This window comes from Parahalioglobus pacificus, assembly GCF_014652275.1.
GTDB lineage: Bacteria > Pseudomonadota > Gammaproteobacteria > Pseudomonadales > Halieaceae > Parahalioglobus > Parahalioglobus pacificus.
In genome coordinates this window covers 427,637-445,762 of record NZ_BMYM01000001.1, presented here as the reverse complement: position 1 = coordinate 445,762, position 18,126 = coordinate 427,637, and the positions used below count along the sequence as shown (strand labels likewise).

Here is an 18,126-nt window from a genome sequence, read left to right as displayed (position 1 = left end):
TCCCCGATGCGGTGCCTATCAGGCTGCCGCAGAGTCCTTGAGCAACTTGGCTACACGCTCGGACAGCTGGGCGCCCTGGCCCTGCCAGTATTCGATGCGATCGCGATCAATGCGCAGACGCTCTTCCTGGCCACGCGCTACCGGGTTAAAGAAACCCACACGCTCAATGAAACGACCGTCGCGCGCACGGCGGCTGTCAGTCACTGTCAGGTGGTAGAAGGGGCGCTTCTTGGCACCGCCACGAGAAAGACGAATTGTCACCATTTTCTGTAAATTCCTAAAATTTTGTAGGCATCTGCGACGATCTTGCTCGCATTCCCACGACAAAAACCGACCTGCGGGCCGGAAAGGTGGCGTATCATACGGAAATTGCGCTGGAAATAAAACCCCAAGATCGGAAAAATTTTAGGGATTTCCGTACCTTAGGAGCGGGAGAGCGAAAGGCCCGCCTCGATGGCAAGCCTGCAGCGCCAGTGCGCTAGCGGAACGGGGGCATTCCGCCCGGACCACCCATACCACCGCCGCCGGGCGGCATCATGCCACCAAGGCCGCGCACCATTTTCTGCATGCCGCCGCCCTTCATCTTTTTCATCATTTTTTGCATCTGCTTGTGCTGCTTCAGCAGACGGTTCAGGTCCTGCACCTGGGTGCCTGAACCCTGGGTGATACGACGCTTGCGCGAGCCCTGAATCAGCTCGGGGTTACGGCGTTCCTTAGGTGTCATGGAGTTAATCATCGCCTCCATACGCGCAAACATCTTCACATCGATGTTCTGCTGCGCCACCTGGGAGAGATTACCCATACCCGGGAGCTTATCCAGCATGCTGGTGATGCCCCCCATATTGTTCATCTGTTGTAGCTGATCGCGGAAGTCCTCCAGGTCAAACTTCTGCCCCTTCTTGACCTTGCGTGCCAGTCTCTCAGCTTTCTTCTTATCGACCTTCTGCTCGGCTTCTTCGATCAGCGACATCACGTCGCCCATACCAAGAATGCGCGAAGCTAGACGGTCGGGGTGGAATGGGTCCAGCGCGGCCGTCTTCTCACCCACGCCGAGGAACTTGATGGGCTTGCCGGTGATGGAGCGCACCGACAGAGCCGCACCGCCACGCGTATCTGCATCGACCTTGGTAAGAATGACGCCTGTGAGTGGCAGTGCCTCACCGAAGGCCTTGGCGGTATTTGCCGCGTCCTGGCCTGTCATCGCGTCAACCACAAACAGGGTTTCGATGGGCTTGATGGCACTGTGCAGTTGGGCGATCTCGTCCATCATGTCCTGATCGACGGCCAGACGGCCCGCGGTATCTACAATCAGCACATCACTGAATTTGATTCGCGCGTGGTCTAGCGCTGCGTTCACAATATCAACGGGTTTCTGGCTGACATCACTGGGGAAAAAGTCGGCGCCTACCTCTCCGGCAAGCGTTTCCAACTGCTTGATCGCAGCCGGGCGGTAAACGTCGGCACTCACTACAGTGACTGACTTCTTGTCCCTTTCCTTCAGCAACTTTGCCAGCTTGGCTGCGGAGGTGGTTTTACCCGCACCCTGCAAACCTGCCATCAGGATCACTGCCGGGGGCTGCGTCGCAAGATTCAGTGCCTCATTGGCACTGCCCATCACCGACTCCAGCTCAGCCTGAACGATCTTGAGAAATGCCTGACCCGGACTCAGGCTGGACATCACTTCCTGACCCAATGCCCGCAGTTTCACCGAATCGACAAACTGCTTAACGACAGGCAGCGCAACGTCGGCCTCCAGCAGCGCCATGCGCACCTCACGCAGGGTGTCCTGAATATTGTCTTCAGTCAGCTTCGACTTGCCGCTGATAGTGCGCAGGCTGGCCGACAGGCGATCACTTAAGCTTTGAAACATCGGATAACTCGTTGAGCGCCGCTGGCGCTATTGATTCCACGGGGTCAAATCGGTACAAAGGGGCGAAGTATACGTCACCCGGACGCCGCTCCCCAACCTATGTCTTCTGCCTCTCTCGCAGTCGCTGCAGCACTGCTTTACTTTGCTGCCAGCGGCATTCAATTGCTGCACCTTCGGCAGAAACGCCCCAGCGTCTCGCGCTCGGTCGTCGGTGCTGGCATTGTCGCTCTGCTCTGCCACGCCGTGGTGGTCTGGGATACTGTGTTCACTCACCCCGGGCTGAGCCTCGGGGTTTACAAAGTGCCTGCGCTGATTTTCCTGATCATGAACGTGGCCTGCTTTACGGCACTGGTGAGCCGGCCCCTGCAGAACCTGCTGATCGCGCTATTCCCGCTCTCCGGTCTTGCCCTTTTGGTTGCCAGCTTCAGCCCTGACACTGGCAGTACAGAGACAGCGATGAGCGGCGGCCTGTATGTACACATCGGGAGCTCGCTGCTGGCATACGCAGTATTGACCCTGGCCGCAGCGCAGGCGGCTATTGTGGCGGTGCAAGACTACCAGCTGCGACACCACCGCACCCGCGGCATTGTCAGCATGCTACCGCCACTACAGTCGATGGAGAGCGCGCTGTTTGAGTTGCTATGGGTGGGCGTCATAATGCTGACCCTGGCCATTGCCAGCGGCATGGTCTATATGAACGACATGTTCGCGCAGCACCTGGTACACAAAACCGTGCTCACCATCGTTGCCTGGTTCCTGTTCTCCACGCTGCTGTGGGGGCATTACCAACTGGGCTGGCGCAGCCAGACTGCGGTCCGCTTCACGCTCGGAGGCTTCGCACTGCTAATGCTGGCCTTCTTCGGCTCAAAGATGGTGCTGGAGCTGGTGCTTCAACGCGGCTAAACCGACGCCCGTCAGGGCTTGTGTGCTCGGCGCTTTTTATTCACCATAGCTCTTCATTACATTTCGGGAGACGTTCCCTCTCTTGAACGAGGCACCGCTGGGTCTTCTGTTCGCGATTCTGGCAGCACTGATTCTTATGTCTGGTTTTTTCTCCAGCTCGGAGACCGGCATGATGTCGCTGAATCGCTATCGCCTGAAACATCTGCGCAAACAGCGCCATCGGGGCGCCATTCGTGCCAGCAAACTGCTGGAAAGGCCCGATCGATTGATTGGCTTGATTCTGATCGGCAACAATCTGGTGAACATTGCCGCATCCGCAATCGCTACCGTGATAGCCATTCAGCTATACGGTGACGCCGGGATCGTGATTGCTACCCTTCTGTTGACGCTGGTCATCCTGATTTTTGCAGAGATCACACCTAAGACCTTTGCAGCACTGCACCCTGAAAAGATCGCCTTTCCCGCCAGCTTGATACTGTGGCCGCTATTGAAGCTGCTGTACCCGGTGGTGGTTGGCGTCAACGGCATCACCAATGTGTTCTTGCGGCTGCTAGGCATCAACCCCACGGGCAATCAGGACGAATCTGTATCGAGCGAAGAACTGCGGACGATTGTAACCGAGGCCGGCGCACGCATCCCCCAGCGCCACAAGGGAATGCTGGTCAACATCCTCGACCTGGAGCAGGTGACCGTGGATGACATTATGATCCCCCGCAATGAGGTGTATGGCATAGACTTGGACGACAGCGATGAGGACATCATTCAATGCCTGCAGAATAGCTCGCATACTCTGCTACCGGTGTGGCGCGACGATGTGAACAACATCGAGGGCATACTGCATTTGCGCAACCTGTCGCGGGTTTTGAGCAGCGATGGGCTGGATCGCGCCGCGTTGGTGCGTGAAATGGACAAGCCCTATTTCATTCCTGAGAGCACTCCTCTGCACACGCAGCTGTTGAACTTCCAGCAGAAGAAAGTCCGCCTGGCCATGGTGGTGGATGAGTACGGCGACCTGCTGGGACTGGTTGCACTGGCGGATATCCTTGAAGAGATCGTAGGTGAGTTCACCTCAAATCTGGTAGACACCAGCGACACGATTTTTCCCCAGCGCGACGGTAGCTTCATTGTTGATGGCACCGCCTCGATTCGCGACATCAACAAGCATCTGGATTGGGATCTGCCCACCGATGGACCAAAAACGCTCAGCGGCCTGATCCTTGAGTTTTTGGAATCGTTTCCAGACGCCAATGCGGGACTGGCAATAGACGCTTACCGATTCGAGATTCTCGAGCTGGAAGGTAACGTGGTGCGCGCTGTGCGCGCTACTGTTGCCATAAAAGCGGTAGCACCGCCATCACATTAGGCGGATGCCTCCATCCGCTTCGCGCCGTTCGGCGACCCTGCGCATAATCGCGCGCTTGTCTTCGTCGCTGGCCATAAACCAATCGGTGATTTCGGTCGCGCTGCGATAGCACCCCATACAGATATCGTTCTCATCCAGCGCGCACACGGACACGCAGGGGCTGGCTATCGCGGGATCGCTCATACCTGCTGCTCTAACAGTTCGTTGTAACGCGCAGCGTTTGACACATAGTGCTGGGCATTGATCATCAGGCCCTGCTGTTGCTCGGCGCTCAAGGTGGTTTTGATCTTACCGGGTGAACCCAACACCAGGCTGCCATCGGGTACTTCCATACCCTCAGTCACCAGTGCATTAGCACCAATCAAACAGCCCTTACCAACTTTCGCGCCATTCAGTACCACGGCATTGATACCCACCAACGTGCCGTCGCCAATCTGGCAACCGTGCAGCATTGCGTTGTGGCCAACAGTAACGTTGCGGCCGATAACCAGCGGAAACCCGGGATCGGCATGCATCACGGTGCCGTCCTGAATATTGCTACCCTCGCCGACCTCAAGGCGCTCAGCATCACCGCGCAAGACGCAGCTGAACCAGACGCTGGCTTTCTCGTGCAAGGTTACGTCACCGATCACGGCTGCATTGGGGGCTATGAAGTGATCACCGCCGATCAGCGTGACCTGTTTGTCGCCGAGGCTATACATCATGGGCTTTGGTTCCAGTCGCGTTGTAAATCCAGAGCGGCATCGTATGCGAGGTTCGCCAGCTGCGCCAACACCGCCGCCGTGACACCCCATATCGTGTCGCCATCAATGTCATAAAAAGGCACTTGCCGCACGCGCCCACGATGCTCCATGGTTTCCAGTCGGAAAGCCCGAGCATCTGCAAAGGCGGACAGTGGCCGCATAAAAATACGCGCAAATTCGCGCTCTTCCACAACAAACTCGCTACGACCTGAAATTTGCGCAACGCAGGGGTGCACTTCAAATCCTGTACGCGTAAACAGCGGTGCCAGCTCACCCAGCGCATGCGAATCAGCGGGCTGAAGCCCCACCTCCTCATGCGCCTCGCGCCTTGCCGTCACCCAGGGGCCCGCGTCCTCGGGATCACGTTTGCCCCCGGGGAAAGCGATTTCGCCGGGATGGGTTTTGAGTGTCGACGATCGCTCTCCCAGTAGAACTTGTGGGCTCTCGTCGTCCGTTAGCGCAACCAGTACTGCTGCCTGAGGGGCCTGCGCGGCTGACCAGTTAGCACCACTCAACGGGAGCGCCGCGCAAACTTTTTCCAACACCGGTGATTGCAGCATCACTCAAACTCGGTGTGGAGTTGCACGACGTCAAAGGCAGGCGTCTCATAGGGGTGGGCTGCCTTTAGTGCGGCAACAACCGCCGGGATACAATCGTCAGTACACACCAATTCAACGCGGTACTCCGCAACGGAAGATACCGAGCCCTGATCACCCGTGAAGGGTTCACTGCCGGGCAGCGGCCTGAACTGGCCCTGGCCCTTGACCTGCCAGCAGCACTGGTCGTAATCGCCTACCCTGCCGGCACCTGCATCAAACAGAGCCTGTTTCAGCGACTCTAGGTGCGAGTCAGGCACGTACACACCTAACTTATACATGGCTAAACGCCGCGCGCCTGCTGCGCGTAAAAATTGGCTGCGAACTCGTCCAGTGTGCCCGCCTCTACCGCGGCACGTATGCCCGCCATGTGCTGCTGATAAAAGTGCAGGTTATGGATGGTGTTCAATTGCGATCCGAGAATCTCATTACACTTGTCGAGATGGTGCAGATAGGCACGACTGAAATTAGTGCAGGTGTAACAGCTACACTCCTCATCGATAGGTAATGTGCTGGTTTTGTGACGGGCATTGCGTATTTTTAGCTGGCCACGCGATGTGAAGAGGTTGCCGTTTCTCGCGTTGCGGGTAGGCATCACGCAATCGAACATGTCGATCCCGCGCCGCACGCCTTCTAACAGATCCGCCGGTGTGCCTACACCCATTAAATAACGCGGCTTGTTGTCGGGCAGTAAGGGTTGCATACCCTCAAGCACACGCACCATATCTTCCTTGGGCTCACCGACGGAGAGGCCGCCGACGGCATAGCCGTCGAAACCGATCTGCTCCAGCCCAGCCAGCGATTCAGCGCGCAAGTCTTCGTACATCCCGCCTTGAATAATCCCGAATAAGGCGGCGGAGCTGTCGCCATGGGCGTCCTTGCTGCGTTTTGCCCAGCGCAGTGACAATTCCATTGACGTACGCGCTTCATCCACTGTAGCCGGGTATGGCGTGCACTCGTCGAATATCATCACGATATCGCTGCCTAATGAGCGCTGAATGGCCATAGATGTTTCAGGGTCGAGGAACAGGGGGCTACCATCAACTGGAGACTTAAAACGCACGCCCTCTTCCGTAATCTTGCGCATATCGCCCAGGCTGAACACCTGGAAACCGCCAGAGTCAGTGAGGATTGGGCCTTCCCACCCCATAAAGTCGTGGAGATCACCATGCAGTTCGATGATGTCAGTGCCTGGGCGAACCCACAGGTGGAAGGTATTACCCAAGATGATCTCTGCGCCAATGGCGCGAATGTCTCGCGGCAACATCCCCTTTACGGTGCCGTAAGTACCCACCGGCATAAAGGCAGGGGTTTCTACCGTACCGCGAGGAAAGGTCAAGCGACCGCGACGGGCGGCTCCGTCAGTTGCCCAGTGTGTAAACTGCATACGGCTTTCGCGGGTCATGGCTGTGCGCCCCGAGAGATGGGCGAAGTCAGGAACATGGCGTCGCCATAGCTGAAGAAACGATAGCGCTGCGCGACAGCTTCCGCATACGCATCCATGATCAGATCGCTGCCTGAAAAAGCGCTTACCAGCATCATCAGCGTGGATTCGGGTAAATGGAAGTTAGTAATCATCGCGTCTACCGCCTGAAACTCGTACCCGGGGTAAATGAAGATGTCCGTATCGCCTTTGTAAGGCGCCAGAACACCACTGCGACTGGCAGTCTCCAAGGATCGTACGGCGGTGGTGCCCACGGCGATGACTCGCCCGCCTGATGCCTGGGTGCGCGCCACGGCGTCGCAAGTGGCCTGGCTCACTTCCAGATACTCGCTATGCATCTGGTGATCTTCGATGGTGTCTGTGCGCACCGGTTGAAACGTGCCAGCGCCCACATGGAGCGTAACTTCAGTGCGCCCTGCGCCCTTGTCATCAATGGCCTGCAGGAGATCATCGCTAAAATGCAGACCGGCGGTGGGCGCTGCTACCGCGCCTTCGCGGGATGCATACACCGTTTGATAACGCGACTGGTCACTGTCTTCATCCGGCCGTTCAATATAGGGCGGCAACGGCATATGACCGAGTTCAACCAACACCTGAGAGAGAGGGATATCCGGGGATTCAATACAGAATAGTGCACCTTCCCGCCCGGTAACCCGCAGACGGCGGTCGCCAGGCTCGGCCCCTGCGGTGGCACTGAGCCGAATTTCCATGCCCGCGCCGGGTGATTTGCTGGACCGTATATGAGCCAGCGCGGTGTGCTCACCGGTTGTGCGCTCGATAAGGATTTCCAGCTTCCCACCGGTGGCTTTTCGTCCCCAGAGTCGAGCCGGAATAACCTGGGTATTGTTGAACACCAGAAGATCATTGGGTGCCAGCAAATCCAGTAGGTCAGAAAATCGTCTGTGCTCAATGGCGCCAGTTCCGGCATCGAGGTGCAGTAAACGGCTGGCGGTGCGGTCGGGCAACGGGTGCTGTGCAATCAGCTCCTGCGGCAAGTCGTAATGGAATTCACTCAGTTTCATAGTTCACCATCAAAAAAGCCGGCACATGGCCGGCTTTCCAGAGGATCGGCGAGGCTTACTCGTCGTCGCCGCCTTCCTCGGCCGCATCCTCGGATGCTTCCTCAGCACCCTCTTCTGCGGGGGCCTCGGCTTCCGCCTCTTCAGCCTCTGGAGCAGGTTCTGCCGGCAGTGATGCCTTAATCAGCCCCTCTTCCACCAAGATACGAACCTTTTCGTCGCCATTGACGGGCTTTCCGCTGCCATCCTTCACCGCGTAACGCTCATCACTACGCAGAAAAACACTGTAACTGTCGGTTTTCTTAACCAGTTTCATCGCCATTTTCTTTTCTCCCCGGATACTCAGATGGACCTAGTTGCGGAATACAGGCAGCAGCGCCACCACTTCGCGCGCATTTTAACGGGAAACAGGCTTTCCTTGAAAGTGAATTTGTTGCATGCGCAGAAGGCATTGCTATAATCCGCGCCTTCTCCAGCGACCCCACAGGGCCGCACCTCCCTGCCGGAGTGGTGAAATTGGTAGACACAGGGGATTCAAAATCCCCCGCCGTAAAAAGCGTGCCGGTTCGAGTCCGGCCTCCGGTACCAAACTCGTCGGACCATCGAGTCCAGCCTCCGATACCAAACTCTTTGAGCAGCACGCTGCGCGCCGGCCGAATGTCGGACCATCGAGTCCGACCTCCGGTACCAAACTCAAACGCCAAGCATTGATCCGACGACAGCCGTTAAACGAGCGATGCCCTTTCCTGACGACAAACGGTGATCACCGTCCTTAACCAATATCAGCTCCACATCCCGGCTTTGCAAACGCTGGGCCACTTCCACCGACAGCTGCCAGGGCACATCCTCATCCTGCTGTCCGTGCAGCAATCTCACCGGCCCGGTGTAGTTGATAGAGCCGCCCAGCAACAGGTGCTCACGCCCCTCCTCTATCAGCTGTCGGCCGATAGTGTGCGGCACGCCGTCATCGTAGTGATTGGGCAGTTCGCAGTATCCGGTCTGCCCTAAGCTTGCTCTTTGGTCTGCCGATAATCGCTGCTCGAATAGCCGCTGGGTGAAGTCTGGGGCAGCGGCAATGCCCACCAAACCGCTTACTCGCTTGGGGCGCGCCAGTGCCAGCAGCAACATTAGCCAACCGCCCATGGAAGACCCCACAACCAACTGCGGCCCCTCACAGACGTCGTCCAGAACCGCCACGGCATCGTCGAGCCAGCGGCCCATGCTGCCATGCTTGAGCTCACCGGATGATTCCCCATGCCCAGAGTAGTCCAGCGCAGTAAAGGCGATGCCTCGCTGCTGACACCAGGCCGCCAGTGCCTGCGACTTAGTGCCGCGCATATCGGAATTAAACCCTGGCAGAAAAAGTACGCCGGGCGCGCTGCCCTTTATGTGGCAGACAGCAATCTGCTCACCATCCGACCTTGCAAGAAAGTCCGTCACGATCGGCCCTTGAGTCATCACTTGTTCCCTGGCATTTACGGTGCCTTATCAAATTAAACGCAGCACGGCATGTCCACAAAAACCAAGCAATCACACCCTAAGTGACAGAGGCTATAGTTGCTAACCAGTGCATCAGGAAACTCTACTATGAAAAAGCCGATTATGCGGAGTCTTAACTTCGCATTACTGCTTGTCGTTGGCCTACCCATGGGCGCGAACGCAGCGCAATCCTGGCAACGTATCGTTATGACAGAATACGGCGATAGCAATGTGCTGACACTGGAAACCGTGGAAGGTTTACCCCCGCCCGGCCCGGACAAGGTGCGCATACGCGTTGAAGCCGCAAGCGCATCTTTCACTGATGTGCTCGTTAGAAAGGGACTCTATGGGGAAGTGGACGAAGAGCCACCACTGGTCCCGGGCTACGACTTGGTCGGAGTGATAGAGGCAGTCGGTGAAGGGGTTGAACCTGCGCTTCTGGGACAGCGAGTCGCTGATCTCAGTGTATGGGGCGCCTACACAGAGTATGCGATAAGGCCGGCAAAACACCTCGTGCCTGTGCCACCCGGTGTCGATGCGAATGAGGCCGTCGGTCTCATTCTCAGTTACACCACTGCCTACCAGATGCTCCATCGTGTGGCATCAATGACTGCGGGCGACACCATTCTCGTGCACGGCGCATCAGGCGCCGTGGGCAGTGCACTGACCGAACTTGCTAACTTGGAAGACATTCGAGTCTTCGGCACGGCATCATCAGCAAAGCACGACTATGTCAGGCAGCGCGGCGCGTTACCCATTGATTACCGCAGCGAAGACTTTGTCTCAGTAATTGCCCAGCAGACCGATAACAAAGGTGTCGACGCGGCTTTCGATGCAATAAGCCTGGACAACTTCAAACGATCCTACGAAGCACTCGGTGATAACGGCGCGCTGGTGACCTATGGCCTATACAGCGCCTCACTTGCCGCCGAAGCAGGCAATATCTGGTCCGTGGCCAGCGAGTTCCTGGCATTTCAGTGGCAGCAGTTCCTTTGGGATTGGTTCCCCAGCGAAGAGCGCTCCGTGACTTTTTACTCCATCACCGCCATGCGCGCAGCGCACCCGGACTGGTTTCGGGAGGATTTGTCTGAACTCATGTCGCTGCTGGCGGATAGAAAAGTGTCACCACGGATCTGGCAGGTTCTCCCCCTGAGCCGCGCAAGCGAGGCACACGAACTCATAGAGTCTGGTGTCGTCGAAGGTAAGGTGGTGCTAGTACCTGATGCACTGCTGTTGCGCTAATGTTGCGCTAGTCAACCAGTCGCGGACACTCAACCAACCCGTCGGGTAAGGAGGTAACAACGCATGGAAACAATGAGCACTATCCACGCTTTCGCGGTGGGCTTCTTGGAGTTAAGCGTACTGCTGTTCGCATTTTTGCTTGGCGCCGGCGCACTGGTGCTGCTGTACATGTATGTTGTGGATATCACCCAAACACAGCACACCATTCGCAGAAACTATCCTATCATTGGACGCTTCCGGTACTTCTTTGAACATCTGGGTGAGTTCTTCCGGCAGTACTTCTTTGCGCTGGACCGGGAGGAGCTCCCATTTAATAGAGCGCAGCGCTCCTGGGTGTACAGGGCCTCCAAGAACGTGGACTCCACCATCGCCTTCGGCTCCACCCATCCACTGAACACACCCGGGGATTACCTGTTCCTGAACGGCCTGTTCCCACCATTGGAAGAACAGATAAAAGAAAGGGGCCAACTGAGTTTCGGCGAAGGCTACGCACGCGCTCCGTACACAACCTCGGCCTTCTTCAACATCTCCGCCATGAGCTTCGGCGCCCTCTCCGCGCCAGCAATCAAGGCGCTCTCCATAGGTGCCGCCCAGGCCGGCATCTGGCTGAATACGGGTGAAGGCGCACTGTCGCCCTTTCACCTCGAGGGCGGGTGCGATCTGGTTTTCCAGATCGGTACGGCCAAGTACGGTGTGCGCAACGCAGATGGCAGTCTTAGCGACGAAAAGCTCGCGGCTGTTGCCGCTCACGAATCCGTCAAAATGATCGAGATAAAGCTGTCTCAGGGCGCCAAACCCGGCAAGGGTGGAATATTGCCGGGCGAAAAGGTCACCGAGATTATCGCGTCTACACGCCACATTCCTGAGGGCGAAGATTCCATTAGCCCTAATCGCCACACAGACATCGGCACTATCGATGAACTGCTAACCATGATTCACCACGTGCGAGAACTGACCGGCATTCCCGCAGGCATAAAATGCGTCATTGGCCAGGCCCAATGGTTGGATGAGTTCTGCGTGGCGATTCACGATAAAGGGCTGGCCTATGCGCCAGACTTCATCACCGTCGATAGCGCAGATGGCGGCACCGGTGCTGCGCCACAAAGCCTGATGGACTACATGGGTTTACCCATCAAGCGAAGCCTGCCACTGGTCGTCGACAAACTGGTGGAGTACGGGCTGCGTTCGCGAATACGCGTCATCTGCTCAGGCAAAATGATTAACCCCTCTGGCGTGGCTGCTGCGCTTTGCCTGGGCGCCGACTGCGTGAATTCCGCCCGCGGGTTCATGTTTGCACTGGGTTGCATACAGGCACTGCAGTGCAATAAGAACACCTGCCCCACAGGCATCACTACCCATGATCCTGACCTGCAGAAGGGGCTTGACCCCACAAATAAAGCAACGCGGGTGGCGAGCTACGCGGCCAATCTTCAGCATGAAGTTGAGATCATCGCGCACAGTTGCGGGGTGCGGGAGCCTGCCCAACTGCGAAGAGAACATGCCCAGGTGATTAACGAGATTGGTCTTCCCGAATCCCTAGCGTCGCTGCATCCCGACGCCATCACACACGACAGGTACCGATAGCTGGCGCAGCAACAATCTGGCCTTTTTACCAATCATCAATTGCCGTCTCAAAAAGCACCGTGCTAGCGTTTGCCTTACGCAGCGCGGCGCTGCTTTCGGGTAGCCGCAAAGCCTGACGTCGGAGACAGTGCAGTGACAATTTCAGGCAAGATCAACACGCTCATTTGGGTAATTGCCGTCGGCGCGACGACGCTACTCACGATTTTTATCGGCGAGCGTGAGTACCACTATCAGCGGGACGAAATTTCGCGAGAGGTGGTCACTGCGATTGCAGGCATGCCTCAGCTGCAACTGGCTTTGTACTTCAATGACAAAACGGCCATCAGCCAGAACCTGTCGCAGCTGATGACGCTGTCACCCGCCCTGCGGCGAGTACGACTGTTTGATGCAACGGGCGAGGAAGTCGGTGAGCGCTCTGCACCCTGGTCTGAGGGTGAGGGTAAGCCCAGTTTCGAATCATTGCGCGGTGAGGCGGGGCCACTACAAACCACAGGCGCCGTGCGACGCGCCGACGTCACACCACCTAATCAGCTGTTGCTCACTATCGCCAGCCTTGGCGAGCGGGTGAACCACATCACTCGGCCGATAAGCTCCGTTATCAATCCTTTCGAAACTGGTGTAACCGGGGAATCCTTTGGCCTGGCGCTGTCGGAACGGGACTCTGCGCGCAGCCTGTACGTAATTGGGTATCTGGATATTGAAATGAGCAGCGTGCTGCTGCGCTATCAAACGCTGGGTACCGTGGCCAGCTCCGCCGCCATTGGATTATTGGTAATTCTGTTCAGCGCATTTGTTATCTCACTGATCACCCGCCGTATCACCGCACCGCTGGGGCGTCTTGCCAAAGTCGCTGACGATATAGCCTCAGGAAAGATGGTGGAGAAAGTTGATGAGTCCAGCGCCGGCGACCTGGCTGAAATTGCCCGCGTACTCAACGGCATCATCGCAGGACTGAATACCTATAAGTCGCAGATGGACGTCGATCACCAATTGCTGTCCATGAAGGTTGAAGAACGCACTGAGCAATTATCAAAAAGAAATGCGGAACTGAACAAGGCCGTTAAGGAAGTCACGGAAACCAAGGATCGACTGCGCCAGATGGCGTACTTCGACAGCCTCACAGCACTGCCTAATCGACGTCTGTTTGCGGAACAACTCAGCCTGTTACTGCGCATGGCCCGACGCAACAAGCAGCCCTTGGCGCTGTTGTTTCTCGACCTTGATAACTTTAAGCGTATCAACGACTCGCTGGGCCACAGCGCCGGCGATCAACTACTACAGGAAGTTGCACACCGTCTCTCCGGCTGTGTGCGCGAAAGTGATGTGGTTGCACACTACGTGGATTCTGAGTCACGCATTGATGTCTCGCGGCTGGGCGGCGATGAGTTCACCGTGGTGCTCAACCAGATCGACAAGCCCGAATCTGCCGCATTGGTCGCACAGCGACTGCTTGACTCGCTGACCACACCCATGAACATCGATGGTCATGAAATTATCGTGACACCCAGTATCGGCATTGCTGTGGCTCCCGACGATGGCGGCGACACAGAGGGGCTGCTCAAAGCTGCCGATACCGCCATGTACCACGCCAAGAAGCAGGGCAAGAACAACTACCTGTTCTATGACAGCGCCATGGGCGCTGCCGGTGTAGAGCGGCTGCGGTTGGAAACTGATCTGCGCCGGGCCATCGAGCGGGGACAGATGGTGCTGCATTACCAACCGCAGGTTGATACGCACACGGGTAATATCATTGGCGCCGAAGCCCTGATGCGCTGGGAACATCCTGAACAGGGACTGATTCCACCCTACAAGTTCATCCCTATCGCGGAAGAGATCGGACTCATCAGTCAACTGGGGAACTGGGGCCTTAACGAAGCCTGCCGACAGCTTGCCGAATTCCAAGCCCGGGGGCTTGAGTTGAGCCGCGTTTCCGTGAACCTGTCGGCTTTGCAAATCAGCCCGATGTTGGTGAGCGATGTCGAGTCTGCCCTTGCTCAATCGGGTCTGGACGCGTCGGCGCTTGAGCTGGAGCTGACCGAAGGCATTATGATGGACGGCTCGCAGGATACGGTGGTTACCCTTCAGAGCTTGAAGAACATCGGCGTGCGGCTGTCCATCGACGACTTCGGCACCGGCTACTCATCACTCAGCTATCTCACGCGCTTTCCGCTGGATGAGTTGAAGATTGATCGTAGCTTTGTGATGGACATTGGCAAAAGCCAGCGCAATGCCAACCTCGTTGCGGCGATCATTGCGATGGCCAACAGCCTAAACCTGGAACTGGTGGCTGAGGGCGTGGAGACGGGCAGCCAATACCAATTCCTCACGGAACATGGCGCGGCCATCATTCAGGGTTATCTGTTCAGCAAGCCGGTGCCGGCTGACGCACTGATACCCATGCTCAAAGAGCGGAGCTTCGACGATCAGATTCGGCAGTTAAACCGGGGCGTTGCATTCGCACAGCGATAGCCGAGCCCCGAGACAAATCAGGCGTCTTTTTGTTGGATCTCACCACCGCGGGCTTCAATCTCCGCCTTCTTCACTTCCTGCACCTGCTTCAATTGCTGGCGGTACGCGTCGGTGATTTTTTCTATCCCTGAATCGTTCAAGCCACCCGTGTTGCCGGCAACAGAGTAGGTAGAGTAATGGGCTGATGCCGTCATCATTGCCCAGGAGACTACGGCGACAGGCATGCCTTCGTCCTTCAGCTCATTGGCCAGCTCAATGAAACGGTTCATGCACGCGTAGTGCTGGTTGCTCTGCTCGTCTGACATAGGGACCTCTATCGAAATATTCGCAAAGCGCGAATTCTAACACTACCGCTAACGCCCGCCACCGCGCTGTGTTGAAACCGGTGTCACTTGATCCTGGAGAATTAGATGCGCCCAGCCTTCTGTTCGCTGAAAACAAGCATTGAGTGCTGCGCCAGTGATTGCGCGCGTGTACACTGCCCGCCATGCGCCGCAGCCTCACCATTGCCCTCACGACTCTTGCCACCCTTGCGAGCCAGGGCAGTGCTGCCCAGTCAAAGGATGCACCGCCGGCGGGCCCGACTTTTTCAGCAGACGTTGCCGTCGGCGCCGAGTACGACACCAATGTTTCGGTGGAGGAAGTGGACGCGACTAGCGGCGAAGAAGACTATGCGCTACTGCTGGATCTGGGCGCTGGCGTCGACATACCGCTGGGCCAAAGCGCCGACCTGTCGATCACTTACGATTTGGGCAATGCCAAGTACGATGAGTTTTCCCAAGTAGACAGACAGACGCACATTCTCGGCACTGACTTCGCAGTAGATCTTGGCGATGTGAACACTGGCCTGTCTGCTTACTACATCAATGCCCGTCTGGACGGTGAGGCCTTCCTTGAGCTTTGGCGCCTATCACCGTCTGTGTCAGGATTCCTCAGCAAGCGCTGGTTTGGTCGTGCAGCCTACGTATACCTGGCAAAAACTATTGAAGACAGACCCGAGCGCGATGCCCTGGCACATGCGGGCGAGTTGGACGTTTACTTTTTCCGGCGCGGTTTGCGCAGCTACTTTAACGTTGGCTATCAGTTCCGTGAAGAGGATGCGGAAGCCGAGCGTTTCGACTTCCAGTCTCATAACCTCAAGGTTCGCTACATACAGCGTTTCGAGATGTTCTCATTACTGAACAAGCTGGAGCTTGCGTGGCGCTACGAAGATCGCGACTTCACGGGTGTAACGCCCAGCATTGGCGAGGAGCGGGAGGAATCCCGCAGCCGGTGGAAGGTAGATGTGGAAATCCCCTTAACACAGCGCTTCACTTGGCAGATTTATGGGGGTTACGGTGATTACGACTCGAACTTGCCAGTGGCCGACTACACGCAAACGATCGTCGGCACCCGCATGCTGTACAGCTGGTAGCCGTTGCTACTGCGGATTCAGCAGCCCATACCCATAGATTTCATCGCGTCCGGGCGGTCCCAGGTCCTGCGCCCCGTCGAACAACTGTGCGATTACATCTTCATTCGGTGCAACATGCTTGAGGCGGGCTGCCGCCGTCACCGCAAAGGGCACGGCGAACGAGGTGCCTGAAGAAGCCACATAACCGCCGCCGGCCTGCGCGTGACGCAAGTCAACGCCGGGCGCTGCCAAATCCAGGTAGTCACCACGGTTTGCCAGGCGGAAGACTCTGCCACCGGTATCGACCGCGGTCACAGCCACTACCGACTCGTAAGCCGCAGGGTACATCGGCTCCGCCATGGGTCCGCCGTTGCCCGCTGCGGCAAGCACCATCACGTCTCGTTCGGATACGCGCGAAAGCGCGGCTTCCAATAACCTATTGGGTGGGCCGGCAAGACTGATATTGACCGCATCCACACCGGAGGAAATCAACCAGTCCAGGGCGCGAACCAAACTGACGGTGCTGGCGATTTCGCCGCGCTCAGTGTCATCCTCAAACACCGAGGCTGCATACAATTGCGTTTGGGGGGCCAGCCCCTGAAGCTCGCCATCGGCGGCGATAATGGACGCCACGGCCGTTCCGTGGAAGGCCGGCTCATCGGCGCCCTGAGCTACAAATGAGCGTGCTTCAATATTCGCAGCCGCCAGCGAGGGGTGAGCAGTATCCACACGGCTATCGAGCATGCCAATCTTCAGATCGAGATCCGCGGTATCAGCGGGGAATGCAATGGCATCACGCGGTGCCACGCCACCTTCGGAGTGTGTACTGTCGGGTGTGCCCGCTGTGTAAAAGTGGTTGAGGTCGACCTGCGCACGATCGCTGCCAACAACATCAAACACGCCCTGACGCGCGGTTGAGATGTCGAAGCTGGCAGGCGCCGCCACTTCAGCCAAACGCATGCCCATCCCGGGCAAATCGGTGATGGCGTCAAAGATATAACCCTCGTCCGCCAGTTCTTCGAAGACATCCGGCTCCGCCATCACCAGCCACTGGCCGCGGCGAATGCGACGCTCGTCCACATCCAGCGCACTTTCTATGTCTTCGATGACGGAATCGATTTCGTTTTCGATACGACCTTCCACGGCAGTGACAGCAGCCACTTCAAGGTTTTCTTCAACCGACCCTTCTAACTTAGTAGACACGCTGTCTTCCAGCGCGACCTCGACAGCCTGCTCCGCGTTGTCTTCCACGATCTCAGCGACAGACTCCTCGACATTCTCCTCGAGATCCTGTTCCACCGCTTCGGCCACGCTTTCTTCCACCTCTGTCTCAACTGATTCCTCGATATTCTCAACAACGGTGTTTTCAATTTCGCTCTCTACCGCTTCTTCTACGGTGTCCTGAACCGAGACTTCAACATTGTCGGCGATGGTTTCTTCGATGCTGTCCTCGATATCCTGGCCAACTTCGTTCTCCAGGTTTTCCGCAACAGTGGCTTGCACCGCATCTTCGATCGCGTCCTCGACACCTGCGCTGATGTCATCTTCCAGCGCGTCCTCGACCTGCTCCTCTACACTCTCTTCAACCGTGATTTCCGTGCGCCCACCCACCGAGAGTTCCTGCGCATCGGCGATTCGGTCCTCGACCTGTTCGGTCACGGCGTCCGCTATGGACTCCTCAACCTGTTCCTGAGTGTCGTCTTCAACGTTTTCCTCGACAACTTCAGCTACCTGCTCTTCAACGGCTTCTTCGACGACTTCTTCCACCTCGACGCGCCCGCCAACCGTAAGCTCATCTTGCGCCAGGGCGGTGGGCACAGCCCCGCCTATCGCCAGCACCAGCGCCAGCGAGCGCGCCCACAGAGCAGTACCCGCGGTTATGCGGCGCTGGCTATGCATTGTTTGGTCTGAATCAGTCATCGGCATCGGTTGCTCCCGCGCGTATAGCTCGCCGCGGATTAGAGTGATAAAGGTATATAGAAGACGGTCACGCGTGCAGATAAATTCCATGACATGGAATA

Annotated in this window: 18 protein-coding genes and 1 tRNA gene; 7 read left to right on the top strand and 12 right to left on the bottom strand. The window is 57.1% G+C overall.

Annotation, left to right across the window (positions count from 1 at the left end; genetic code table 11):
- Positions 1-18: 18 nt before the first annotated feature.
- Together rpsP and ffh are read right to left on the bottom strand one after the other, a co-directional pair.
- The gene (gene rpsP, locus IE089_RS02135) at positions 19-264 is read right to left on the bottom strand and encodes a 30S ribosomal protein S16 (protein WP_189474736.1); all 246 of its coding nucleotides are present in this window, start codon (positions 262-264) and stop codon (positions 19-21) included.
- 214 nt (positions 265-478) lie between these two features.
- Positions 479-1,870: a signal recognition particle protein gene (gene ffh / locus IE089_RS02130; RefSeq protein WP_189474734.1), complete on the bottom strand. Its 1,392-nt coding sequence runs from the start codon at positions 1,868-1,870 to the stop codon at positions 479-481.
- Positions 1,871-1,969: 99 nt separating this feature from the next.
- Between ffh and IE089_RS02125 the strand changes: the two genes are divergently transcribed.
- Together IE089_RS02125 and IE089_RS02120 are read left to right on the top strand one after the other, a co-directional pair.
- A complete protein-coding gene (locus IE089_RS02125; RefSeq protein ID WP_189474732.1) occupies positions 1,970-2,773 on the top strand; it encodes a cytochrome C assembly family protein in 804 nt (267 codons plus the stop codon).
- A gap of 82 nt (positions 2,774-2,855) precedes the next feature.
- On the top strand, positions 2,856-4,136 hold the full coding sequence (locus IE089_RS02120; protein WP_189474725.1) for an HlyC/CorC family transporter: 1,281 nt from the start codon (positions 2,856-2,858) through the stop codon (positions 4,134-4,136).
- Here IE089_RS02120 and IE089_RS02115 read toward each other — a convergent pair.
- From IE089_RS02115 to IE089_RS02085, 7 genes are read right to left on the bottom strand one after another with little or no spacing between them, the layout of a single operon-like run.
- Positions 4,128-4,319: a DUF1289 domain-containing protein gene (locus IE089_RS02115; protein ID WP_189474723.1), complete on the bottom strand. Its 192-nt coding sequence runs from the start codon at positions 4,317-4,319 to the stop codon at positions 4,128-4,130. The genes IE089_RS02120 and IE089_RS02115 overlap by 9 nt on opposite strands.
- Positions 4,316-4,840, bottom strand: a complete 525-nt coding sequence (locus IE089_RS02110; protein WP_189474721.1) for a gamma carbonic anhydrase family protein — start codon at positions 4,838-4,840, stop codon at positions 4,316-4,318. Before IE089_RS02110 ends, IE089_RS02115 begins: the two co-directional genes overlap by 4 nt.
- Positions 4,837-5,439 carry an NUDIX hydrolase gene (locus IE089_RS02105; protein WP_189474719.1) on the bottom strand — a complete coding sequence of 201 codons (603 nt, stop codon included), beginning with the start codon at positions 5,437-5,439 and terminating at the stop codon, positions 4,837-4,839. The genes IE089_RS02110 and IE089_RS02105 overlap by 4 nt, the downstream gene beginning before the upstream one ends.
- The gene (locus tag IE089_RS02100) at positions 5,439-5,756 is read right to left on the bottom strand and encodes a YqfO family protein (protein WP_189474717.1); all 318 of its coding nucleotides are present in this window, start codon (positions 5,754-5,756) and stop codon (positions 5,439-5,441) included. Before IE089_RS02100 ends, IE089_RS02105 begins: the two co-directional genes overlap by 1 nt.
- A 2-nt stretch (positions 5,757-5,758) precedes the next feature.
- Positions 5,759-6,880 (bottom strand): tRNA guanosine(34) transglycosylase Tgt, encoded by a 1,122-nt coding sequence (gene tgt, locus IE089_RS02095; protein WP_229802539.1) that lies wholly within the window; start codon positions 6,878-6,880, stop codon positions 5,759-5,761.
- Positions 6,877-7,941: a tRNA preQ1(34) S-adenosylmethionine ribosyltransferase-isomerase QueA gene (gene queA, locus IE089_RS02090; RefSeq protein WP_189474715.1), complete on the bottom strand. Its 1,065-nt coding sequence runs from the start codon at positions 7,939-7,941 to the stop codon at positions 6,877-6,879. The genes tgt and queA overlap by 4 nt, the downstream gene beginning before the upstream one ends.
- A gap of 55 nt (positions 7,942-7,996) precedes the next feature.
- Positions 7,997-8,260, bottom strand: coding sequence for a hypothetical protein (locus IE089_RS02085; protein ID WP_189474713.1), 264 nt, complete (start codon positions 8,258-8,260; stop codon positions 7,997-7,999).
- Between the two features lie 179 nt (positions 8,261-8,439).
- Between IE089_RS02085 and IE089_RS02080 the strand changes: the two genes are divergently transcribed.
- A tRNA-Leu gene (locus IE089_RS02080) sits at positions 8,440-8,526 on the top strand.
- Positions 8,527-8,631: 105 nt separating this feature from the next.
- Here the strand turns inward: IE089_RS02080 and IE089_RS02075 are convergent.
- Positions 8,632-9,396: an alpha/beta hydrolase gene (locus IE089_RS02075; protein WP_189474711.1), complete on the bottom strand. Its 765-nt coding sequence runs from the start codon at positions 9,394-9,396 to the stop codon at positions 8,632-8,634.
- Positions 9,397-9,525: 129 nt separating this feature from the next.
- Here IE089_RS02075 and IE089_RS02070 point away from each other — a divergent pair, with 129 nt between their 5' ends.
- The 3 genes from IE089_RS02070 (at position 9,526) to IE089_RS02060 (ending at position 14,712) form a co-directional block, all read left to right on the top strand.
- Positions 9,526-10,659 carry a medium chain dehydrogenase/reductase family protein gene (locus IE089_RS02070; RefSeq protein ID WP_229802538.1) on the top strand — a complete coding sequence of 378 codons (1,134 nt, stop codon included), beginning with the start codon at positions 9,526-9,528 and terminating at the stop codon, positions 10,657-10,659.
- A gap of 72 nt (positions 10,660-10,731) precedes the next feature.
- Positions 10,732-12,243: an FMN-binding glutamate synthase family protein gene (locus IE089_RS02065; RefSeq protein WP_189477305.1), complete on the top strand. Its 1,512-nt coding sequence runs from the start codon at positions 10,732-10,734 to the stop codon at positions 12,241-12,243.
- 132 nt (positions 12,244-12,375) lie between these two features.
- On the top strand, positions 12,376-14,712 hold the full coding sequence (locus tag IE089_RS02060) for a putative bifunctional diguanylate cyclase/phosphodiesterase (RefSeq protein ID WP_189474710.1): 2,337 nt from the start codon (positions 12,376-12,378) through the stop codon (positions 14,710-14,712).
- 17 nt (positions 14,713-14,729) lie between these two features.
- On the opposite strand, the gene IE089_RS02055 is transcribed toward IE089_RS02060, so the two are convergent.
- Positions 14,730-15,017, bottom strand: coding sequence for a DUF3144 domain-containing protein (locus tag IE089_RS02055; RefSeq protein ID WP_229802536.1), 288 nt, complete (start codon positions 15,015-15,017; stop codon positions 14,730-14,732).
- Positions 15,018-15,199: 182 nt separating this feature from the next.
- Between IE089_RS02055 and IE089_RS02050 the strand changes: the two genes are divergently transcribed.
- Positions 15,200-16,126: a surface lipoprotein assembly modifier gene (locus IE089_RS02050; RefSeq protein WP_189474708.1), complete on the top strand. Its 927-nt coding sequence runs from the start codon at positions 15,200-15,202 to the stop codon at positions 16,124-16,126.
- Between the two features lie 6 nt (positions 16,127-16,132).
- On the opposite strand, the gene IE089_RS02045 is transcribed toward IE089_RS02050, so the two are convergent.
- A complete protein-coding gene (locus tag IE089_RS02045) occupies positions 16,133-18,025 on the bottom strand; it encodes a S8 family serine peptidase (RefSeq protein WP_229802535.1) in 1,893 nt (630 codons plus the stop codon).
- Positions 18,026-18,126 lie beyond the last annotated feature (101 nt).

What these genes read in the sequence shown, in the direction of transcription:
- rpsP (WP_189474736.1), bottom strand. Translation starts at nt 264, where the DNA reads ATGGTGACAATTCGTCTTTCTCGTGGCGGTGCCAAGAAGCGCCCCTTC.
- ffh (WP_189474734.1), bottom strand. Translation starts at nt 1,870, where the DNA reads ATGTTTCAAAGCTTAAGTGATCGCCTGTCGGCCAGCCTGCGCACTATC.
- IE089_RS02125 (WP_189474732.1), top strand. Translation starts at nt 1,970, where the DNA reads ATGTCTTCTGCCTCTCTCGCAGTCGCTGCAGCACTGCTTTACTTTGCT.
- IE089_RS02115 (WP_189474723.1), bottom strand. Translation starts at nt 4,319, where the DNA reads ATGAGCGATCCCGCGATAGCCAGCCCCTGCGTGTCCGTGTGCGCGCTG.
- IE089_RS02110 (WP_189474721.1), bottom strand. Translation starts at nt 4,840, where the DNA reads ATGATGTATAGCCTCGGCGACAAACAGGTCACGCTGATCGGCGGTGAT.
- IE089_RS02105 (WP_189474719.1), bottom strand. Translation starts at nt 5,439, where the DNA reads ATGCTGCAATCACCGGTGTTGGAAAAAGTTTGCGCGGCGCTCCCGTTG.
- IE089_RS02100 (WP_189474717.1), bottom strand. Translation starts at nt 5,756, where the DNA reads ATGTATAAGTTAGGTGTGTACGTGCCTGACTCGCACCTAGAGTCGCTG.
- tgt (WP_229802539.1), bottom strand. Translation starts at nt 6,880, where the DNA reads ATGACCCGCGAAAGCCGTATGCAGTTTACACACTGGGCAACTGACGGA.
- queA (WP_189474715.1), bottom strand. Translation starts at nt 7,941, where the DNA reads ATGAAACTGAGTGAATTCCATTACGACTTGCCGCAGGAGCTGATTGCA.
- IE089_RS02085 (WP_189474713.1), bottom strand. Translation starts at nt 8,260, where the DNA reads ATGGCGATGAAACTGGTTAAGAAAACCGACAGTTACAGTGTTTTTCTG.
- IE089_RS02075 (WP_189474711.1), bottom strand. Translation starts at nt 9,396, where the DNA reads ATGACTCAAGGGCCGATCGTGACGGACTTTCTTGCAAGGTCGGATGGT.
- IE089_RS02070 (WP_229802538.1), top strand. Translation starts at nt 9,526, where the DNA reads ATGAAAAAGCCGATTATGCGGAGTCTTAACTTCGCATTACTGCTTGTC.
- IE089_RS02065 (WP_189477305.1), top strand. Translation starts at nt 10,732, where the DNA reads ATGAGCACTATCCACGCTTTCGCGGTGGGCTTCTTGGAGTTAAGCGTA.
- IE089_RS02055 (WP_229802536.1), bottom strand. Translation starts at nt 15,017, where the DNA reads ATGTCAGACGAGCAGAGCAACCAGCACTACGCGTGCATGAACCGTTTC.
- IE089_RS02050 (WP_189474708.1), top strand. Translation starts at nt 15,200, where the DNA reads ATGCGCCGCAGCCTCACCATTGCCCTCACGACTCTTGCCACCCTTGCG.
- IE089_RS02045 (WP_229802535.1), bottom strand. Translation starts at nt 18,025, where the DNA reads ATGACTGATTCAGACCAAACAATGCATAGCCAGCGCCGCATAACCGCG.